Annotated in this window: 14 protein-coding genes and 1 tRNA gene; 6 read left to right on the forward strand and 9 right to left on the reverse strand. The window is 70.9% G+C overall.

The window, feature by feature from the left end:
* Positions 1-31: 31 nt before the first annotated feature.
* The 5 genes from ACIQI8_RS39070 to ACIQI8_RS39090 form a co-directional block, all read right to left on the reverse strand.
* Positions 32-814 carry an SDR family oxidoreductase gene (locus tag ACIQI8_RS39070; RefSeq protein ID WP_124002663.1) on the reverse strand — a complete coding sequence of 261 codons (783 nt, stop codon included), beginning with the start codon at positions 812-814 and terminating at the stop codon, positions 32-34.
* Positions 815-944: 130 nt separating this feature from the next.
* The gene (locus tag ACIQI8_RS39075; protein ID WP_402361941.1) at positions 945-2,222 is read right to left on the reverse strand and encodes an IS701 family transposase; all 1,278 of its coding nucleotides are present in this window, start codon (positions 2,220-2,222) and stop codon (positions 945-947) included.
* Positions 2,223-2,228: 6 nt separating this feature from the next.
* On the reverse strand, positions 2,229-4,376 hold the full coding sequence (locus tag ACIQI8_RS39080; protein WP_402361944.1) for an AGE family epimerase/isomerase: 2,148 nt from the start codon (positions 4,374-4,376) through the stop codon (positions 2,229-2,231).
* A gap of 2 nt (positions 4,377-4,378) precedes the next feature.
* On the reverse strand, positions 4,379-6,490 hold the full coding sequence (gene glgX, locus ACIQI8_RS39085; RefSeq protein WP_402361947.1) for a glycogen debranching protein GlgX: 2,112 nt from the start codon (positions 6,488-6,490) through the stop codon (positions 4,379-4,381).
* A 315-nt stretch (positions 6,491-6,805) separates the two neighbouring features.
* Positions 6,806-6,890, reverse strand: a tRNA-Leu gene (locus tag ACIQI8_RS39090).
* A gap of 217 nt (positions 6,891-7,107) precedes the next feature.
* On the opposite strand from ACIQI8_RS39090, the gene ACIQI8_RS39095 reads away from it, so the two are divergent.
* The 3 genes from ACIQI8_RS39095 (at position 7,108) to ACIQI8_RS39105 (ending at position 9,887) form a co-directional block, all read left to right on the forward strand.
* Positions 7,108-8,433, forward strand: a complete 1,326-nt coding sequence (locus tag ACIQI8_RS39095; RefSeq protein WP_402361950.1) for a M20/M25/M40 family metallo-hydrolase — start codon at positions 7,108-7,110, stop codon at positions 8,431-8,433.
* A 158-nt stretch (positions 8,434-8,591) separates the two neighbouring features.
* Positions 8,592-8,825 carry a chaplin ChpH gene (chpH, locus tag ACIQI8_RS39100; RefSeq protein ID WP_046256631.1) on the forward strand — a complete coding sequence of 78 codons (234 nt, stop codon included), beginning with the start codon at positions 8,592-8,594 and terminating at the stop codon, positions 8,823-8,825.
* A gap of 120 nt (positions 8,826-8,945) precedes the next feature.
* Positions 8,946-9,887, forward strand: coding sequence for a chaplin family protein (locus ACIQI8_RS39105; RefSeq protein ID WP_402361954.1), 942 nt, complete (start codon positions 8,946-8,948; stop codon positions 9,885-9,887).
* Between the two features lie 74 nt (positions 9,888-9,961).
* Here the strand turns inward: ACIQI8_RS39105 and ACIQI8_RS39110 are convergent, their stop codons facing one another.
* Positions 9,962-10,150, reverse strand: coding sequence for a DUF5703 family protein (locus ACIQI8_RS39110; protein ID WP_005485166.1), 189 nt, complete (start codon positions 10,148-10,150; stop codon positions 9,962-9,964).
* A gap of 47 nt (positions 10,151-10,197) precedes the next feature.
* On the opposite strand from ACIQI8_RS39110, the gene ACIQI8_RS39115 reads away from it, so the two are divergent.
* Positions 10,198-10,935 (forward strand): hypothetical protein, encoded by a 738-nt coding sequence (locus tag ACIQI8_RS39115; protein WP_402361957.1) that lies wholly within the window; start codon positions 10,198-10,200, stop codon positions 10,933-10,935.
* Positions 10,936-11,015: 80 nt separating this feature from the next.
* On the opposite strand, the gene ACIQI8_RS39120 is transcribed toward ACIQI8_RS39115, so the two are convergent.
* Both ACIQI8_RS39120 and ACIQI8_RS39125 read right to left on the reverse strand, forming a co-directional pair.
* Entirely contained in the window at positions 11,016-13,415 is a 2,400-nt protein-coding gene (locus ACIQI8_RS39120; RefSeq protein ID WP_402361960.1) for a helix-hairpin-helix domain-containing protein, read from the reverse strand.
* A complete protein-coding gene (locus tag ACIQI8_RS39125) occupies positions 13,412-14,398 on the reverse strand; it encodes an aldo/keto reductase (protein ID WP_280877857.1) in 987 nt (328 codons plus the stop codon). The genes ACIQI8_RS39120 and ACIQI8_RS39125 overlap by 4 nt, the downstream gene beginning before the upstream one ends.
* A 176-nt stretch (positions 14,399-14,574) precedes the next feature.
* Here ACIQI8_RS39125 and ACIQI8_RS39130 point away from each other — a divergent pair, with 176 nt between their 5' ends.
* Both ACIQI8_RS39130 and ACIQI8_RS39135 read left to right on the forward strand, forming a co-directional pair.
* Positions 14,575-15,630 carry an LLM class F420-dependent oxidoreductase gene (locus tag ACIQI8_RS39130; RefSeq protein WP_402361963.1) on the forward strand — a complete coding sequence of 352 codons (1,056 nt, stop codon included), beginning with the start codon at positions 14,575-14,577 and terminating at the stop codon, positions 15,628-15,630.
* 296 nt (positions 15,631-15,926) lie between these two features.
* Entirely contained in the window at positions 15,927-16,715 is a 789-nt protein-coding gene (locus tag ACIQI8_RS39135) for a ferritin-like domain-containing protein (protein WP_402361966.1), read from the forward strand.
* Positions 16,716-16,740: 25 nt separating this feature from the next.
* On the opposite strand, the gene corA is transcribed toward ACIQI8_RS39135, so the two are convergent.
* Positions 16,741-17,736 carry a magnesium/cobalt transporter CorA gene (corA, locus tag ACIQI8_RS39140; RefSeq protein ID WP_402361969.1) on the reverse strand — a complete coding sequence of 332 codons (996 nt, stop codon included), beginning with the start codon at positions 17,734-17,736 and terminating at the stop codon, positions 16,741-16,743.
* Positions 17,737-17,754: the final 18 nt, after the last annotated feature.

Below are 17,754 nucleotides of genomic sequence, written 5' to 3' on the forward strand. Positions count from 1 at the left end.
GCGGGCCGCCCCCATTCCCCTCGCACCGCGCTCAGTAGACGAGTCCGCCGTCGGCGCGGATGTTCTGTCCGGTCACCCAGGCCGCGTCCGGCCCGGCGAGGAACGCCACCACGGCGGCCACGTCCGCGGGCCGTCCCAGCCGGCCGAGCGGGGTGTCGGCGATCACGTGCTCGCGGATCTCCGCGGTGGTCGCGCCGCGCAGCATGTCGGTGTCGCTCGGCCCGGGCGAGACGGTGTTGACCGTGATCCCGCGCGGACCCAACTCCCGTGCCGCCACCCGTACGAACGCCTCGCCCGCCGACTTGCTGGCGATGTACACCGACTCCGGCACCCGCGGCCAGCGCGTGGTGACCGTCGACAGGCCGATGATCCGCCCGCCGTCCCCCATCCGCTGAGAGGCGAACTGCACCGCGAAATAAGGGGCCTTGGCGTTGACGGCCATCACCCGGTCGTACTCCGCCTCCGCGGTCTCGCCGATCGGCGTGAACGACGCCACGCCGGCGCTGTTCACAAGGATGTCGAGGCCTTCGGCGCCGATGGAGCGGAAGTGCTCGTCGGCCGTCGTGAACAGCCGCTCGATCTGGGCCACTTCCGCCAGTTCGGTCTGCACCGCCCAGGCGGTGCCGCCGGCCGCCGCGATCTCTTCCTCGATCTCGGTGGCGGCCTCCTTGTTGGTCGCGTAACTGAACACGACGGCCGCGCCGTCGTCGGCCAGTCGTCGCACGATCGCCCGGCCGAGGCCGCGCGAGCCCCCGGTCACGACCGCCGTACGGCCCGCGAGCACCTTGCCCGCGGCCGTCTGCGCCTGGTTCATACGAGCCTCCTGTGTCTCGCTGCACGAGCGAGGGCGTGAACGGGGAAACGAGGTGAGGACATCGGGAAAAGGACGGGACTTCGCCACGGCACCCCCGCGCGCCGCCCGGCCGCATCCGTCCGCCTCCCGCCTAGCCGACCGAGCCGACCTGACCGGGCGAACCGACCGAGCCGGCCGAACCCGGCGGGACCGCCCGGGGCCGGCGCAGCGTGTCGTAGCCCAGCGCCACCGAGGCCAGCGTGACGTGATGGTGCCAGCCCCGGAACGAGCGGCCCTCGAAGTCACCGAGGCCGAAGTCCTGTTGGAGCCGCGCCAGGCTGTTGCCGCACAGCGCCCGCAGTTGCGCGAGCGGCAGCACGTCGGCGATCCGGCGCGCGGGCAGGTTCGTCAGCCAGTAGGTGCGCGGGGCGGGCCTGCCGTAGGGCCAGTCGGCGATCAGGTGCCGAGGGCGCTGCGGCGGGCGTTCGGGCAGCGGGCGCCCGGCCGCGGTGCCAAGGCGCGCCTCGGCGAGCAGCAGCGCCGGCATGGACAGCACCTGGGACTGCCGCATCCGCGAGGTCGCCCGGTCCTGCCAGGCGATCGGCATCCGCTTGCGGTGCTGGACGGCGTGCCGGGCCAGCTCCGACAGCGTGCCGCGGCCGGGCGCCGAACCGGCGCACGGCCGCGGCAGTGTGACCGCCACGGTGGGCGCCACCTCCACCAGATAGGCCAGACCGCGCGCCTCGAGACCGTGCAGCAGCGGTGTCACATCGCCGTCGCAGCGCCAGTCCACCAGGACCGGCAGCGGCTCCAGGTACCACTCCTCCAGCATCTCGTCGATCGCTTCCAGCACATACCGCCAGCGCGGCTTGGCCCGCTCGTCCGGCGGCACGTGCGCCTGGGTGCGCAGCGCCTCGTCGCGGTCCCAGCGCTGCGGCAGCAGCAACTGCCAGCTCACCGGCACCCCGCCATACCGTCCGGCCAGCGAAGTGGCCAGCGCCAGCTGACAGTTGACGGTCCGCTCCAGCGAGGGTGCGTACTGCCGGGCCACGCCCACCGAACGGTCGCCGTTCTTGGTGAAGACGACCTCGTCGAAGCACCAGGCCTCCGCCTGCAGCGCCCGGCTGATCCGGTGGGCGAGCCGCTCCCGCACCGGACGGCACGGCCACGGGCTCTGGTTGACGAACTGCTGGATCTGCTGGACCGCCCGACGACCCAGCACCTCTTCGGTGATCCGGGCCGGCGTCTTGCGCCCGGGCACGTCGAGCAGGCCCCGGACGTAGACCTCGCCCCAGCGGCGCTGGTCGGAGCGGGACAGCGCGCCGAAGAGGTCCTGGCAGTAGGCGGAGAAGTCCACCGGCTCGTGCGGCACAGCCGTCTGCGCCGGCCGGTCCATGACGTACCTGGGGGGAAGCAGCGTCGTGGTCATGTCGGCTCAGTCCTCCTCGCCCTCGAAAAGGAAGGCGTCGGTGGCCAGCAGGGCTTCCCGTACCTCGGGCAGTACGGAACCCACGACCACGAAGTCGACTTCCAGACCCGCCTTGGTGCGCTGCACGAGCAGCTCGTTGACCGCGGGCCTGCACATCTCGGTCAGTTCGCCCAGGTGCAGTTCGACCCGGTGCGGCCCGGCCGCCATCACCTCGCCCAGCACGTGCCGGAAGCGGTCCAGCTCGACCGCGTCGACGGCTCCGGAGCAGCGCACGTGCGCGGTGCCGCCGGCCACCTCGCTGCGCACCCGCAGCCGCATCCGCGCCGGCTCCAGCTCGACCCGCACCCGCACCGGCTCGTCGCTCTCCGGCAGCTTCACGGTCAGCAGCTTGGCGTCGAAGTTGTGGTGCTCCTTGCCGTCGACCCACACCCGGGTCAGCTCCACCGAGCCGGTGGGCAGCAGGTCGGGCGCCACCCGCAGCTCCCGCTGCGGCAGATCGGCCGGGCGCGGCCGGAAGTGCAGGGTCAGCGGCTCGTGGCTGATCAGCAGCCCGGTGTAGGCCGCCGAGAGGTAGCACAGCTCCAGCGCGTGGTAGCCGGCCATGGAGTGCGAGCCCTTGAACCGCTCGGTGCCCACGAGGTACGGGATGCCGTCGGCCAGCACGTTGAAGTACACACCGCCGTCCTGGTGGTCCAGGAAGAAGGCGTTGTAGAAGGCGGAGGCCTCCCGGGCCAGCCGCAGCGACTCGGGGTCGTCGCCGGTGCCGGCGAGGATCAGATAGGCGAGGATCGCCTGCTCCTGCTGCCACCAGGCCTTGCGGTTGTGCCAGACCATGCGGTGGATGCCGCTGTCCGGGTCGGGCTTGCGCTCGACGACGTCGTACCAGCCGCCGCGCTGCTGGTCGCTGCCGACCGGCGGCATGATCTCGCCGATCCGGCGGGCCGCCTCGGCGTACTCGGGCTTGTCGTGCAGCGCCCGGATCCGGGTCAGGTTCCAGGCGATCTTGAGGTTGTGCCCGACCACGGCGCGGTCCTGCTGCCAGCCCCAGGTCTGGTCCGCGCTCCAGTCCTCGTGGAAGCGTTCCTGTACGAAGGGGCTGTGCGGCTCGTCCGGGAAGCGGGCCACGATGGTGTCCGCGGTCTCCTCCAGGAGCTCGGCGAAGTCCGTGCGCCCGGTGGCCAGATAGGCGTTGATCAGATACGCGGGGGCGTGGTCGCCGACCGAGTTCCAGTTCTTGCGGGAGCGGTTGTGGCCCAGGGCGTCGTCGCACGGGCTGAGGTTGATCGGGTCGATGTGCGAGAAGAAGCCGCCGCGCTCCTCGTCCCGGAAGTAGCGCTGGAAGAGCGCCACCGTGCGGTCGATGTCCTGGAGGATCCGCGGGTCGCCGGTCACCCGGTAGGTCTGGGTGGGCCCGGCCAGCGCGTAGATCTGCTCGTACATCGGGATGGCGTCGTAGTCGTCGCCGAACTCCGAGGCGTAGACCTTGCGCCGCCCGGTCGGGGTGATGTCCATGCCGTGGTACCAGTAGACGATCCCGTCGTGCTTGTCGTCCACGCGCATGTACTGGCGCAGGTACTCCGTGCCGCTCTCGGCCGCGTCCAGGAACCGGTCCTCGCCGGTCAGCAGGTACGCGGTCGACAGGCCGTACACCAGACGGGAGATGGTGTCGGTCTCCTGCCGCACGTTCTGCCCGGCGTGCTCGGGCAACTGGGCCCCGTCGAGCGTGAGTTGAGTGCGGTAGTGGCGCCAGTCGTAGTCGCCGTCGGGGAACTGGCCGCGCAGATAGAAGTCGGCGATCTCGGTGGCCTGTTGGACCCACCAGCGCGGGTGCTCGAAGACGTAGTGGCCGCGGCTCTCCTCGGCGAAGGTGATCTCCTTCACCTCGAAGCGCGAGCCGCCCTCCCACTCGTAGAAGACGCCGTACGCGAACAGGAATCGCCCGGTGCTGAGCATGTCCTGGGTCTGCGCGGTGGTGTCCTGGTAGGGGTCGCCGAGGTTGCGGACGATCCGGGAGACGACATTGCGTGCCAGGTGCGCGGTGAACTCGCGGCCGTCGGAGGTGCGCAGCCCGAAGCGGTGCTCGGTGGGGCTGAAGTAGGTGACGTAGCCGGCGACGGTGTCGGAGAGGATGCGGTGGTTGGCGGTGTCGGTCATCGTCAGGCGTCCTTCTCATTCGGTAAGGCGACCAGCAGGACGACGCTGCGGCCGTGTGCATGGATGACGTCCGCCTCGACGGGCTCCTCCTGACCGGGCGCGAGCAGGTCGCGCGCTCCGGCGCAGGCCGTGTCGAGGATCCGGAACCAGCTGTGGCCGGCGACCTCCGGCAGCTCGAAGTCCAGGCCCAGGTGGTACATGTTGAGGATCATGTGCAGGTCCGGGTCGCCCCCGAAGCCGCCCAGCGTCACGGCCAGGACGCGCGCGTCGGCGTCCTCCCAGCCGGGGCAGTGCAGCTGGGTGCCGTGCCAGGTGACGTCGGCCATGTCCCGGTCGTTGCGCCGCTCGGTGAAGAAGCGGGGTTCGCGGAAGGTCGCGAACCGTTTGCGCAGGGCGATGACCCGCTCCGTGAAGGAACGTATCTCCGTCTCCTTCTCGGCCTGGTCCCAGTTCAGCCAGGAGACTTCGTTGTCCTGGCAGTAGGCGTTGTTGTTGCCCTGCTGGCTGTTGCGGAACTCGTCGCCGGCCAGCAGCATCGGCACGCCCCGGCTCAGCATCAGGATCGACAGCAGGTTCTTGATCTGCCGCACCCGCAGCCGCTCGACCTCCTCGGAGTCCGTGGGGCCCTCGACCCCGCAGTTCCAGCTGAAGTTCTCGTGCGCCCCGTCGGCACTCGCCTCGCCGTTGGCGTGGTTGTGCTTGTGGTTGTACGAGACCAGGTCGTTGAGCGTGAACCCGTCGTGGCAGGTCACGAAGTTGATGCTGTTGGTCGGCAGCACCTGCTGCGGGAAGAACAGGTCCGCGGACCCGCCGAGCCGGGAGGCGATCTCCCCGACCAGACCGGCGTCCCCGCGCACGAAGCGCCGTACGTCGTCGCGGAACGGGCCGTTCCACTGTGCCCAGCGCTTCCCCGGGAACCGGCCGACCTGGTACAGGCCGCCGCCGTCCCACGGCTCGGCGATGATCTTCGTCTCGGCGAGCACCTGCGACAGCTCGATGGCCCACAGCGCGGGCGGCACCGCCATCTCGTAGCCCATCGGCCCGCGGGACATCTCCGAGGCCAGGTCGAAGCGGAAGCCGTCGACGTGGTGCTCGGTGACCCAGTACTCCAGGCACTCCAGGATGAACTTGGTGACCATCGGGTGGTTGGCGTTGACAGCGTTGCCGCAGCCCGTGAAGTCCATGTAGCGGCTGCGGTCCTGCGGCCACAGGTGGTAGTACGCCTCGTTGGCCGCGCCGCGGAAGCTGATCGTCGGCCCGAACTCGTTGCCCTCGCTGGTGTGGTTGAAGACCACGTCGAGGATGACCTCGATACCGGCCTTGTGCAGCGCCTTGACCATGTCCCGGAACTCGGTGATGTGTCCGGCGAGATGGGGCTGGGCGCAGTACCCGGTGTGCGGGGCGAAGAAGCCGTAGGGGTCGTAGCCCCAGTAGTTGCGCAGCGGGGTGCCGTCCGGGCCGATGCGCAGGGTCTGCGTCTCGTCGAAGTCGAAGACCGGCAGCAGTTCGACCGCCGTGACACCCAGGCGCTGGAGGTCGGGGATCCGCTCCACGACCGCCGAGAAGGTGCCCGGGTGGGTGGTGTGCGAGGTGGGGGACGCGGTCAGCCCGCGTACGTGCGCCTCGTAGATCACCGTGTCCGCCATGGGCGTGTTCAGCGGCCGGTCGCCCTCCCAGTCGTAGTCGTCGAGGTCGACGACCAGACTGCGCATGGAGTGCTCGACGTTGTCGCTCACGCCGACCGCGCGGCCGCGGTCCCAGCAGGTGTTGATGTTGGCCCGCGAGTACGGGTCGAGCAGCACCTTGCGGTGGTTGAAACGGCCGCCGGAGTGCGGGGTGTTGCGGGGGCCGTCGATCCGGTACGCGTACACCTGGCCGGGGCCGAGGCCCGCCACGTGACAGTGCCAGAAATGGAAGCTTCGGTGCTGCTCGGGGTGGAGCCGGATCACCCGCGAGGGGCGTGGGGCGTCACAGCGGTCGAAGAGCAGCAGATCGACCCTGGTCGCGTACTCGGAGAAAATCGAGAAGTTCACCCCGTCCGCGTCGACGCTGGCGCCCAGTGGCTGCGGGCGCCCGGGTGACACTCTCGACGTCGCCTCCGCTCGTGGCTCCATCGTCAGGCTTCCCTGGACCTTCACAGAGCTTCACCTCTTGTCACCTGAGTAGTCGAGCGTCAGTCAGGTCCCTTGCGAATCCGTCTGACGGTGGTTCCGTGACATGGCTGGCTGCACCCAAGTCAGTCAACAAGCCTTGTAAGGTTGAGTCAAGTGGCTTGTAAAACTGGTGGGGTACCCGCACAACTCGACAGGCGTGAGGGCAGGAGTCAGGGCGGGAGTGAGAGCGGACGCGGGGGAGGGCGCCGGGGAGGGGGCCCGGTGCCGGGAACGACAAGATCCCCCCGGCCGCTGAGCGGCCGAGGGGATCGGCTGTGTCCGAGGGGGGACTTGAACCCCCACGCCCGTTAAAGGGCACTAGCACCTCAAGCTAGCGCGTCTGCCATTCCGCCACCCGGACAAGGTGTCTGTCGCGCGGGACTGGCCGCAGCGACGAAGGAAACATTACCAGGCTTTCACGGGTCCCCGATCACCCCCTGACCAGCCCCTGACCGGCCCCCGGCCGCTCCCGCCGGTGTGTGAACCGCGTGTGACGGGCCGGGCCCGGCCTTGGGTCGCGGCCCCGGGGAGAGGGAGGATGAGGGGAACCACCAGCAGTGACAGCGGGAGGAAGCAGCGTGAGCGAGACGGACACGGCCAGGGTCGTCACCGGCGAGGACGAGGTCGTGGACCTCTGCCGTGAGCTGATCCAGATCGACACCAGCAACTACGGCGACCACTCGGGACCGGGCGAGCGCAAGGCGGCCGAGTACGTCGCCGAGAAGCTCGCCGAGGTAGGTCTCGACCCGCAGATCTTCGAGTCGCACCCGGGGCGGGCCTCCACCGTGGCCCGGATCGAGGGCGCGGACCCGTCCAGGCCCGCCCTGCTGATCCACGGCCACCTCGACGTCGTGCCGGCCAACGCGGCCGACTGGACCCACCACCCCTTCGCCGGCGAGGTCACCGACGGGTGCGTGTGGGGACGCGGCGCCGTCGACATGAAGGACATGGACGCGATGACCCTCGCGGTCGTCCGCGACCGGCTGCGCAGCGGCCGCAAGCCCCCGCGCGACATCGTGCTCGCGTTCCTCGCCGACGAGGAGGCGGGCGGTACGTACGGGGCGCGGCACCTCGTCGACAAGCACCCCCACCTCTTCGAGGGCGTCACCGAGGGCATCAGCGAGGTCGGCGGCTTCTCCTTCACCGTCAGCGAGGAGCGCCGGCTCTATCTGATCCAGACGGCCGAGAAGGGTATGCACTGGCTGAAGCTGACCGTCGCCGGCACCGCCGGGCACGGTTCGATGATCCACCGGGACAACGCGATCACCGAACTGTCGGAGGCCGTCGCACGGGTGGGCCGGCACAAGTTCCCGGTCCGGGTCACCAAGACGACGCGGGCCTTCCTCGACGAACTCGGCGACGCGCTCGGCACCCCGCTGGACCCGGAGGACATGGAGTCGACGCTCGCGCGGCTCGGCGGCATCGCCAAGCTCATCGGCGCGACCCTGAGCAACACCGCCAACCCCACGCAGCTGAACGCCGGTTACAAGGTGAACGTCATTCCGGGCGAGGCCACCGCGAACGTCGACGGACGTTTCCTGCCGGGGTTCGAGGAGGAATTCCTCACGGATCTCGACACGTTGCTCGGACCGAACGTCCGGCGCGAGGACGTGCATTCGGACAAGGCCCTGGAGACCGATTTCGACGGCCCCCTCGTCGCCGCGATGCAGTCCTCGCTGCTCGCCGAGGACCCCACCGCGAAGGCGGTCCCGTACATGCTCTCGGGCGGCACGGACGCCAAGTCCTTCGACGACCTCGGCATCCGCGGCTTCGGCTTCGCGCCGCTCAAGCTGCCCCCGGAGCTGGACTTCGCCGGGATGTTCCACGGCGTGGACGAGCGGGTGCCGGTGGACGGGCTCAAGTTCGGCGTGCGCGTCCTGGACCGGTTCATCGACGCGTCGTGAAAGGCCGGTCGACGCAGGTTGACGCCGGAATTCGACAGCCCGTACGGAGGTGACTGGGACGGGTGAATGTGCTCATAAGCTCGTAGCTCCATTACTCCCTCCTCGTTACAGGTGATGCGATCCGCTACTTGGGATCGCATTGCCAACAAGGAGGAATAATGATCAAGAAGGTCGTCGCCGCTGCGGCTGCCACTGGTGGTCTGGTTCTCGCGGGTGCGGGCCTGGCCGTCGCCGACTCGGGTGCCCAGGGTGCTGCCGTGCACTCCCCGGGCGTTCTGTCCGGCAACGTCGTTCAGGTTCCGGTGCACATCCCGGTGAACGTCTGCGGCAACACGGTCTCCGTGATCGGGCTGCTGAACCCCGCCTTCGGCAACACCTGCATCAACAAGTGACGTCGACCCCCTGAGGGTCGTGCACACCGGTCGGCTCCGGAGCGCGCGCCATGCGCTCCGGAGCCGACCGGTCTTTTTCGGACAAGGTCGACGGCAAGCTCGAAGGCAGGGATTCAGCAAATGCGACAGGTCACCCGCAAGGGCCTGATGACCGTGGCCGCCGCGACCGGTGTGATCGCCGCGGCCGGCAGTGGGTACGCCCACGCGGCCTCCGGCGCCACCGGCTCGAGTTCGGACTCGCCCGGCGTGCTGTCGGGCAACACGGTGCAGGCGCCGGTGCACGTGCCGGTCAACGCGTGCGGCAACACGGTCAACGTCGTCGGGGTCCTGAACCCGGCGGTCGGCAACAAGTGCGCCAACCGGAGCGGCGGCAGCGGCTCTTCGGGCGGCTACGGCGACTCGGGCAGCCACGGCGGTCATGGCGGGCACGGGGGCCATGGCGGTCACGGAGGCTCCGGCGGACACGGGGGCTCAGGGGGCTCGCACGCCGGCGGACACACCGGTGGCTCGCCCGGCGTGGGCTCCGGCAACACGGTCCAGGCACCGGTGGACGTGCCCGTGAACGTCTGCGGGAACAGCGTCGACGTCGTCGGAGTCGGCAACCCGGCCTTCGGCAACAACTGCGACAACGACGGCTACGGAGGCGGTGGCCACCAGGGCGGGGGCCACGGGGGCGGCGGCCATCACGGTGGCGGCCACCACGGCGGAGGCCATCACGGTGGGGGACACCACGGCGGCGGTCACCACACGCCTCCGACCGGAACGCCCGGCCAGCCGGGGAACCCCGGCACCCCCGGCACCCCTGGGAGTCCGGGTCACCCCGGCACTCCCGGTCACCCCGGCACCGGCACCCCGAGCACCCCGCCCGTCACGGGCCACGGGACGCCGGGCGGCTCCTCCTACGTCAACCAGCCGGGCGGCCAGTCGGTCACCCAGCCGAACAGCGGCGCGCAGCTCGCGCACACCGGCAGCGAACTGCCGCTGGGCCTCGCCCTCCCGGTGGGCGCCGGGGCGCTGCTCGCCGGCGCGGTCCTTTACCGCAAAGCGCGTGCGTCGGCGTAGTACCGCCCTCATGAACGCACTACGGAGCGGGCCCCGGCGTCACGGGGCCCGCTCCGTCTCGTCTCCGTCTCAGCTCACCACGTGGCCCGCACCTGGCGGATGATCCGCCGGCGCAGCCGTACCCTGCGGCTGCCGTCGCGCAGCAGACTCAGGCGGTCCAACTCCCAGTGTCCGTACTCGGCATGGTCCGTCAGCAGGCGAGTGGCGTCCTTGCGGGAAACCCCGCGAGGTACGTACACGTCGACAAATTCGTATTCCGGCATCGCATCTATTGTGCGGGCTGGGGCCCGGTACGGATAGCGTCTGCACTATGTCTGATGCTGCGCAGCCCACCGCTGCCGAGGTACGAGCCGCCGCCGAGGCGGTCAAGACCGCGCTCGACCGCCACCTGGCCGCGGTCGAACGCCGGTCCGGGGAGGACGACCCGGCCGTCTACGAGGCGTTCAACCAGCTGGCGACGGCCGCCGAGGCGTACGACGAGCTGCTCTACGACCGTTATGACGAGGTCACACCGTTCGAGATCCCCGGTACGGAGGACGCGTTGCCGCCGTACACGGGCCCCGAGGAGCCCAATGCCCTCAGTGTGCTGATCCGGCGCGACTACGCCGTGGTGGAGCCGCAGCGGCTGCTGGCGCAGGCGCAGCGGGTCGAGGCGGCGGACGAGGACAGCATCGGCGTGGAGGCCTCGGGCACCGTGAACGGCGCACTGGGCATCCTGTTCGGCGAGTTCGAGCCGGACGAGATCGCCTCCCGGCACAAGGAGTTCGGCCTGGAGGAGGGTGACTCCACGCTCTGGGTGACGGCGACGGACGAGGCGCCCGAGCCCGGCGAGTGGCTGGAATCGCCCTTCGAGCAACTGGATCCGCAGCGGGTGGTCTGCCGCTTCGACGTCAGCGCGGTCTTCGACGACGAGATCGACGGGATCGGCGCCCACGGCACGCACGGCGTGGACGACGTGGACGACGAAGATCTCGACGAGCTGGACGCCGAGCTCGAAACGGACGAGGACCTGGAACCGCTGGACGCGGAGCCCGACGTAAGACGCTGACGGCACGACCGGCCGTACGAAGACGGCGGCGGTCCCGGGCTCCTCGTGCCCCGGGACCGCCGCCGTTCCCGTCGCGTGTCTCAGCCGGCGGCGGCCACCGGCACCTGCGGGGCCAGCAGGACCGGCAGCCGGGTCGTGCGCGGCTTCGGCGGCACCTCGGACACGGCCCGGGCAAGGGCCTGCTCCACCCCGTGGACCACGGACAGATGACGGTCCGCCCGGCCGAACGCCGTGTAGACCCACGGGCGGCTGAGCGCCTGCGCCGCGTCCCCGGGCAGCACCACGACCACCGCCGGCCAGCGCGCCCCCACGGCCTGGTGCGCGGTCAACGCCCACCCGTGCCGCACGGACTGCTCCACCCGCTCCTTCGGTACGACGACGGGGGCGCCCGAGACGGACAGGTGCAGCCCCTCGGCGTCGGCCGTCACGACGTGACCCGGCACCGAGCGTCCCGGCTCGGGGGAGTAGGCGATCCGGTCACCGGGGTCGAACCCTCCGAAGCGGCCGGGACCGGGGTTGAGCCGCTCCTTCAGCGCCGCGTTGAGCGCGCGCGTGCCCGCCGCGCCGCCGTGCCCCGGCGTGATCACCTGCGTCTGCTCGGCAGGTACGCCGATCGCCCGCGGCACCGAGTCGGCGACGAGCTGCACGGTCCGGTGCACGGCCTCGCCCGCGTCCCGCACCGGCACGATCACGACCTCCTTGCCGGGCGCCTCGACCTGGTTCAGCTCGCCGATGCCGACACCGGAGACCAGCTCACCGAGCGGACCGGGATCCGGCACCCGCGAGGCGACCGACGGACAGACCCGCGCGGCCAGCAGATCGGCGAACACCCGCCCGGGCCCCGCCGACCACAGCCCCGCCGGATCACCGGCCAGCACCAGCCGCGCCCCGTCCGGCAGCGACTCGACGAGCAACGCGGCGCTCTCGACGTCCAGTTGGGGCGCGTCGAGCACGACGAGGAGATCGAGATCCAACGCGCCCTCACCGTCCCGCCCGGGCCCTTCGGCCCCGGAGAGCAGACCGGCGACGGTGGCGACGGGGCTGTCCGCCGCGCCGTCGTCCGCCGCTGAGCAGCCAGTTGGGGGTTCGATCGACGAACTGCCGTCCGAGGCAGAGCCGTTGGGACTCCCGGCACCCGTCAGACGCCCCGCGAAACGGTCCCGCCCGATCACGGAGTGCGCCGCGGCCCAGGCGCGCAGACCGAGGCCCGTCGCCGTGCGGAGCAGCGCCGCCGGTTCGACGAGGGATGCCTCGCCACCGGTGTGGAGCACCAGGGCGTGGCCCGCGACCGCGCGGAGGAGTTCGGCGGTCGAACCCTTCGCCGCACCGGCGGCACGCTCCCACTCCTCGGCCGAACCGTCCTCCTTCGGCACCGAGTTGATCACCCGGGCCAGCCCGTCGGCGAGGCTCTCCTCGGCGAGCGCGTACCGCTCAAGACCGATCAGAACCCGGACCGGGCGCTCCGCAACCTCACCGTCCTCGTCGTCTCCCTCGCCCTCGTCGTGCCCTGCCGAAGCCGAAGCCGAAGGCGGCACCGGCGCGGTCGGGTCGAGGGCGTCCTCGAAGACCAGCGCCTCGCCCTCCGCGACACTGCTCTGCACGGCCGCCTCCGGATCCGGCACGCCCCACTGGGCGAGCGCGGCGGTGAGCGCCGGCATCTCCAGCGCCGTGTGCCCGGCCAGCGCCGCCTGCTCCAGGAGCCGGCCGGTGAGCGCCCGGCCGCGCCGCTCGTCGTCCGGACCGCACTCCGCGCCGAGCAGCGCCCGCGCGAACCCGTCCGCCTGCTCGGGGCGCACCGCGCCGACGCGCAGCAACAGCCAGGGGTCGGCGCGCAACTGTTCCTCCGCGCCTTCGCCGAGCGCGGCGGCGACCTGCGGGGCGAGCGTGTCCGGGGCGCCGCCCTCGGTCAGCACGCGGCGTACGCCGTCGACGGACCCGGCCCCCGGGGACGCGGGCACGGCGGAGGCTGGCGCGGGCTGCGGACGACGTACCGGCTCGGCGTCGGGCCGGCGCGGGGCCGGCGGTTCCCGCAGGGCCACGGCGACGGGCTTCTCGCCACTCTCCACGGCCCGCACGGCGGCCAGCAGATCGGCGGCCGTCCCGCTCAGCTTGGTGCCGGCCGCGATGGGCCCCTGCTTCTCGGCCTTGCGCCGCTCGATCCGCTCCCGCTCGATCCGCTGCGCCGCCAACTCGGCCTCGGCCTCGGACTTCTGCCGGGCGGCCTCACCGTCGGCGTCGGCATCGTCCTTGCCCTCGGCCGCACTTCCTTCGCCGGCCGCACCTTCATCACCGGCCTCGCCGTCACCGCCCGCCGATTCGGCCTCCTCACCGGAAGCCTCCGAGACGCCCTCGACGGAAGCCCCCGATTCCCCTTCGGAAGAGGTCTCTTCCCCCGAGGCACCCTCCACCGCGCCTCCCGGCTCGACGCCCCCCGGTGTCCCCGGCTCCGTTTCCTCCGTGGTCTCCGGTTCCGTGCTCACAGCGTGCTCCAGTCGTGATCGGGATAGCGGTGCACGGGCGCCGACACATCGTCGAGCGCCCGGCAGATCTCGTCAGGAAGACTAAGGGCCTCCACTGACAATGCCGCCGTGAGCTGCTGCGCGTTGCGCGCGCCGACGACGGGCGCGGTCACGCCGGGCCGGTCGCGGATCCAGGCCAGGGCGACCTGAAGGGGCGTCACGGCGAGCCCGTCCGCCGCGGTCTGCACGGCGTCCACGATGCGGCTCGCGGTGTCGTCGAGGTACGGCTCGACGAACAGGCCCAGATGCTCCGAGGCGCCGCGCGAGTCCGGCGGGACGGCATCGCCCCGGTACTTGCCCGTGAGCACCCCGCGCCCCAGCGGCGAGGACGGCAGCAGGCCGATCCCCAGGTCCAGCGCGGCCGGCAGCACCTCGCGCTCGACCCCGCGCTGCAGCAGCGAGTACTCCATCTGCGTGCTCGACAGCCGGGTGCGGTTGCCCGGCGCGGCCAACTGCCAGGTCGCCGCCTTCGCGAGCTGCCAGCCGCAGAAGTTGGAGACACCGGCGTAGCGGGCCCGGCCGCTGCTCACGGCCAGGTCGAGCGCGTGCAGGGTCTCCTCCAGCGGGGTGTAGGGGTCGAAGGCGTGGATGTGCCAGACATCGACGTAGTCCGTGCCGAGGCGGGCCAGTGAGGCGTCCAGCGCGGCCAGCAGATGCCCGCGCGAGCCGTCGAAGCGCCGGTCCGGGTCCGGCACGCTGCCCGCCTTGGTGGAGATGACCAGGTCCCGCCGGGGGACCAGCCCTTCTATGAGGCGTCCGAGCAGGTATTCGGCCTCGCCGTCGCCGTACACGTCGGCCGTGTCGACGAGTGTCCCGCCCGCTTCCCAGAAGGTCTTCAGGACGTCCGCGGCGTCGTGCTCGTCGGTGTCCCTGCCCCAGGTGAGTGTGCCGAGTCCGATGCGGGACACGCGAAGGCCGGTACGGCCGAGATGCCTCTGCTCCATGAACGCCGACATTACTGGCCATGGATCGAGCTGTGGGGGCCTGTGGACAACGGATTGGCGACACGGCACCCGCGTTGATGTGGGCCGACCGACACGACCGCCACCTGCCCCGATCCGCGCCCGCGCGCTAAGGTCAGCCGGCAAGGGACGTTACTGATCGGTAAGGGGAATCGGCCATGCAGCTCGGGATCAACCTCGGCTACTGGGGTGCCGGAATGGACGGGGACAACCTCGCGGTCGCCCAGGAGGCCGACCGGCTCGGGTACGCCGTGTGCTGGGCCGCGGAAGCCTACGGGTCGGACGCGGCCACTGTGCTCTCCTGGGTCGCCGCCAAGACCGAGCGGATCGACATCGGCTCGGCCATCTTCCAGATCCCGGCCCGTCAGCCGACGATGACCGCGATGACCGCCGCGACCCTCGACTCGCTCTCCGGCGGCCGCTTCCGGCTCGGTCTCGGCGTCTCCGGGCCGCAGGTCTCCGAGGGCTGGTACGGCGTCAAGTTCGACAAGCCGCTGGCACGCACGCGTGAGTACGTCGAGATCGTCCGCAAGGCGATGACTCGCGAGCGCCTGTCGTACGACGGCGCGCACTGGACGCTGCCGCTGCCCGACGGCCCCGGCAAGCCGCTCAAGCTGATCGTGCACCCGGAGCGCGAGCACATCCCGCTCTACATCGCCGCGATCGGCCCCAAGAACCTCGAACAGACCGGTGAGATCGCCGACGGCGCCCTGCTGATCTTCCCCTCCGCCGAGCACCTGGAGGAGACCGCGATCAGCCACCTGCGCGCGGGACGCGAGAAGGCCGGCCTGACCCTCGACGGATTCGACGTCTGCCCGACGCTCCCGCTCGCCCTCGGCGAGGACAAGGACGTCACCACGCTCGCCGACGCCTTCCGCCCCTACACCGCGCTGTACGTCGGCGGCATGGGCAGCCGCAAGCAGAACTTCTACAACCAGCTCGCGCGGCGCATGGGCTATGAGGAGGCCGCCGTCGAGGTCCAGGACAAGTACCTGTCCGGGGACAAGCAGGGTGCCGCGGCCGCGGTACCGCACGACCTGATCGACAAGACCACGCTGCTCGGTTCCGTGGAGCGCATCGCGGACCGGATGAAGGAGTACGCGGCGGCCGGCGTGACCACCCTGACGCTGTCGCCCGCGGGCTTCACGCTCGACGAGCGGATCGCCGCCCTGAGGGCCGGCACGGAGGCCCTGGAGCTCGCCGGACTGGCGTAGGGCCCGTGCGGCACACGTGCACGCGTGTCGGCCTCGCGCAGGAAGTTCTGCGGCCGTGGTGGGGGCTCGGGGGTCTCCCCGCCACGGCCGTCACGAGGAACAACGCGCCGGGGCCCACGCGGTTACGCCCTCCGGGGACCCGTGCTGTTACGCCCGGAGATGACCCCGGGAGTCCTCCTTTTGGCGGAGTTGTCCGACACAGCTGTTGCAGCACCTCTGGCGCCGCATTTGACTCGTTCTTTGCGGATTCCCGCGATTTCCGCGGTGGCACGCGAACCCGCAGAGAGGTGTCCACGATGCTTTCGGCCAAGAGCCTTTTCCAGGAGATCCTCGACGACGACGAGTCCTTCGCCCTGTTCTGCTCCATCGCGGCCAGCGGTGAGTCGCAGGGCGGCTGGGAGAACGCGCGCATCGCCGCGCTGGTACCGCCGGACGAGCGCGCCCTCGCCCCCAAGATCGCCCGGCACGGCGCGGACGAGGACAAGCACGGGCGGATCTTCAACGCCCTCATGAAGAAGCGCGGCCTCGAACCGGTCCCCGTCCCGCCCGACACCGACTACACGATGCTCCTGGAGAAGCACGGCATCGGTCTCGCCCACGAGAAGCTCAAGGGCGACGAACCGCTCACCGTCCAGGACATCGTCACCTACCTCGCCCACAGCCGGGTCACCGAGCAGCGCGCCTCCGAGCAGATGGAACTGCTGCGCAGGCACTTCGCCGACCACCCCGAACTCGGCCGCGCGGTGAAGATGATCTCCAACGACGAGGACAACCACCTCGCCTACTGCCACGAGGAACTCCTGCGCTTCGCGCACGCCGGACACGGCCGCGCGATCCAGCGCACGCTGCGGGAGTGCGCGCTGGCCGAGATCCGCGTCTACCGGGACGTCAGCCTCGCCGTGATGGACCGCATGGGCCGCATCCTCGACTGGCCCCGGCCCAAGTCCGCGGTGCTCGCGGCCGGCATCCACGCCGTGTACGCCTACGAGCGGACCGCGGGCTGGCGCCGGATGGTGAGCCTCAGGACGCCCGAACGGCGCAACGCGCTCGGCGGCCCCGCCACCGCGGCCCCCGAGTTCGCCTGACCCCGGCCCTTCACCCACTCCCGCCCTACAACCAGCCCCGTTTCTTGAACTGCCGGTACAGCAGCACCTCCAGGGCGGCCATGACCGCGATGACGGCCGGATAACCCCACAGCCAGTGCAGCTCGGGCATGTGGTCGAAGTTCATGCCGTAGATCCCCGCGATCATCGTGGGGATCGCGGCCATGGCCGCCCACGCGGAGATCTTCCGCATGTCGTCGTTCTGCCGGACGCTCATCTGCGCGAGATGCGCCGACAGGACGTCCGAGACCAGCCGGTCCAGGCCCTCCACGGACTCGTTCACGCGCGTGAGGTGGTCGTTGACGTCCCGGAAGAAGGGCCGCGCCTTCTCGTTGATGAAGGGCACCGACAGACCGGACTGCCCGAACCCCGCCAGCCGCGTCAGCGGCAGCGCCAGCGGCCCGGTCGCCCGGCGGAACTCCAGCACCTGCCGCTTGAACGTGTAGATCCTGGACGCCGTGTTGCGCGAGCCCCCGAGATCCGGCGAGAACACCTCCGCCTCCAGCTCCTCCAGGTCGGTCTGCAGCTCGGTGGCGACCTCCAGGTAGTGGTCGACGACGTTGTCGGCGATCGCGTACAGCACCGCGGTGGGTCCCTTGTGGAGCATCTCGGGCTCGTGCTCCAGCCGCTCCCGTACGGCCTTGAGCGGGGAGCCCTCGCCGTGCCGGACGGTCACCACGAAGGAGTCGCCGAGGAAGACCATGACCTCGCCGCTGGAGACCCGGTCGCTCTCCTGCTCGTAGACAACCGGCTTGAGCACCAGGAACAGCGAGTCGTCGTAGACCTCCAGCTTGGGTCGCTGATGTGCCTTCAGGGCGTCCTCGACGGCGAGGGGATGCAGCCCGAACTCCTGGGTGACCAGGTCGAATTCCTGCTCCGAGGGCTCGTGCAGCCCGATCCACACGAAGCCGCCCCTGGCCCGCGCCTCGGCCAGGGCGTCCGAGAGGTCCGCGGGGCCTTCCGTACGTTGTCCGTCGCGGTAGATGCCACAGTCGACGATCACGGAGCGTATTCTCCCGTC

Source organism: Streptomyces sp. NPDC092369 (assembly GCF_044755245.1).
Taxonomy (GTDB): domain Bacteria; phylum Actinomycetota; class Actinomycetes; order Streptomycetales; family Streptomycetaceae; genus Streptomyces.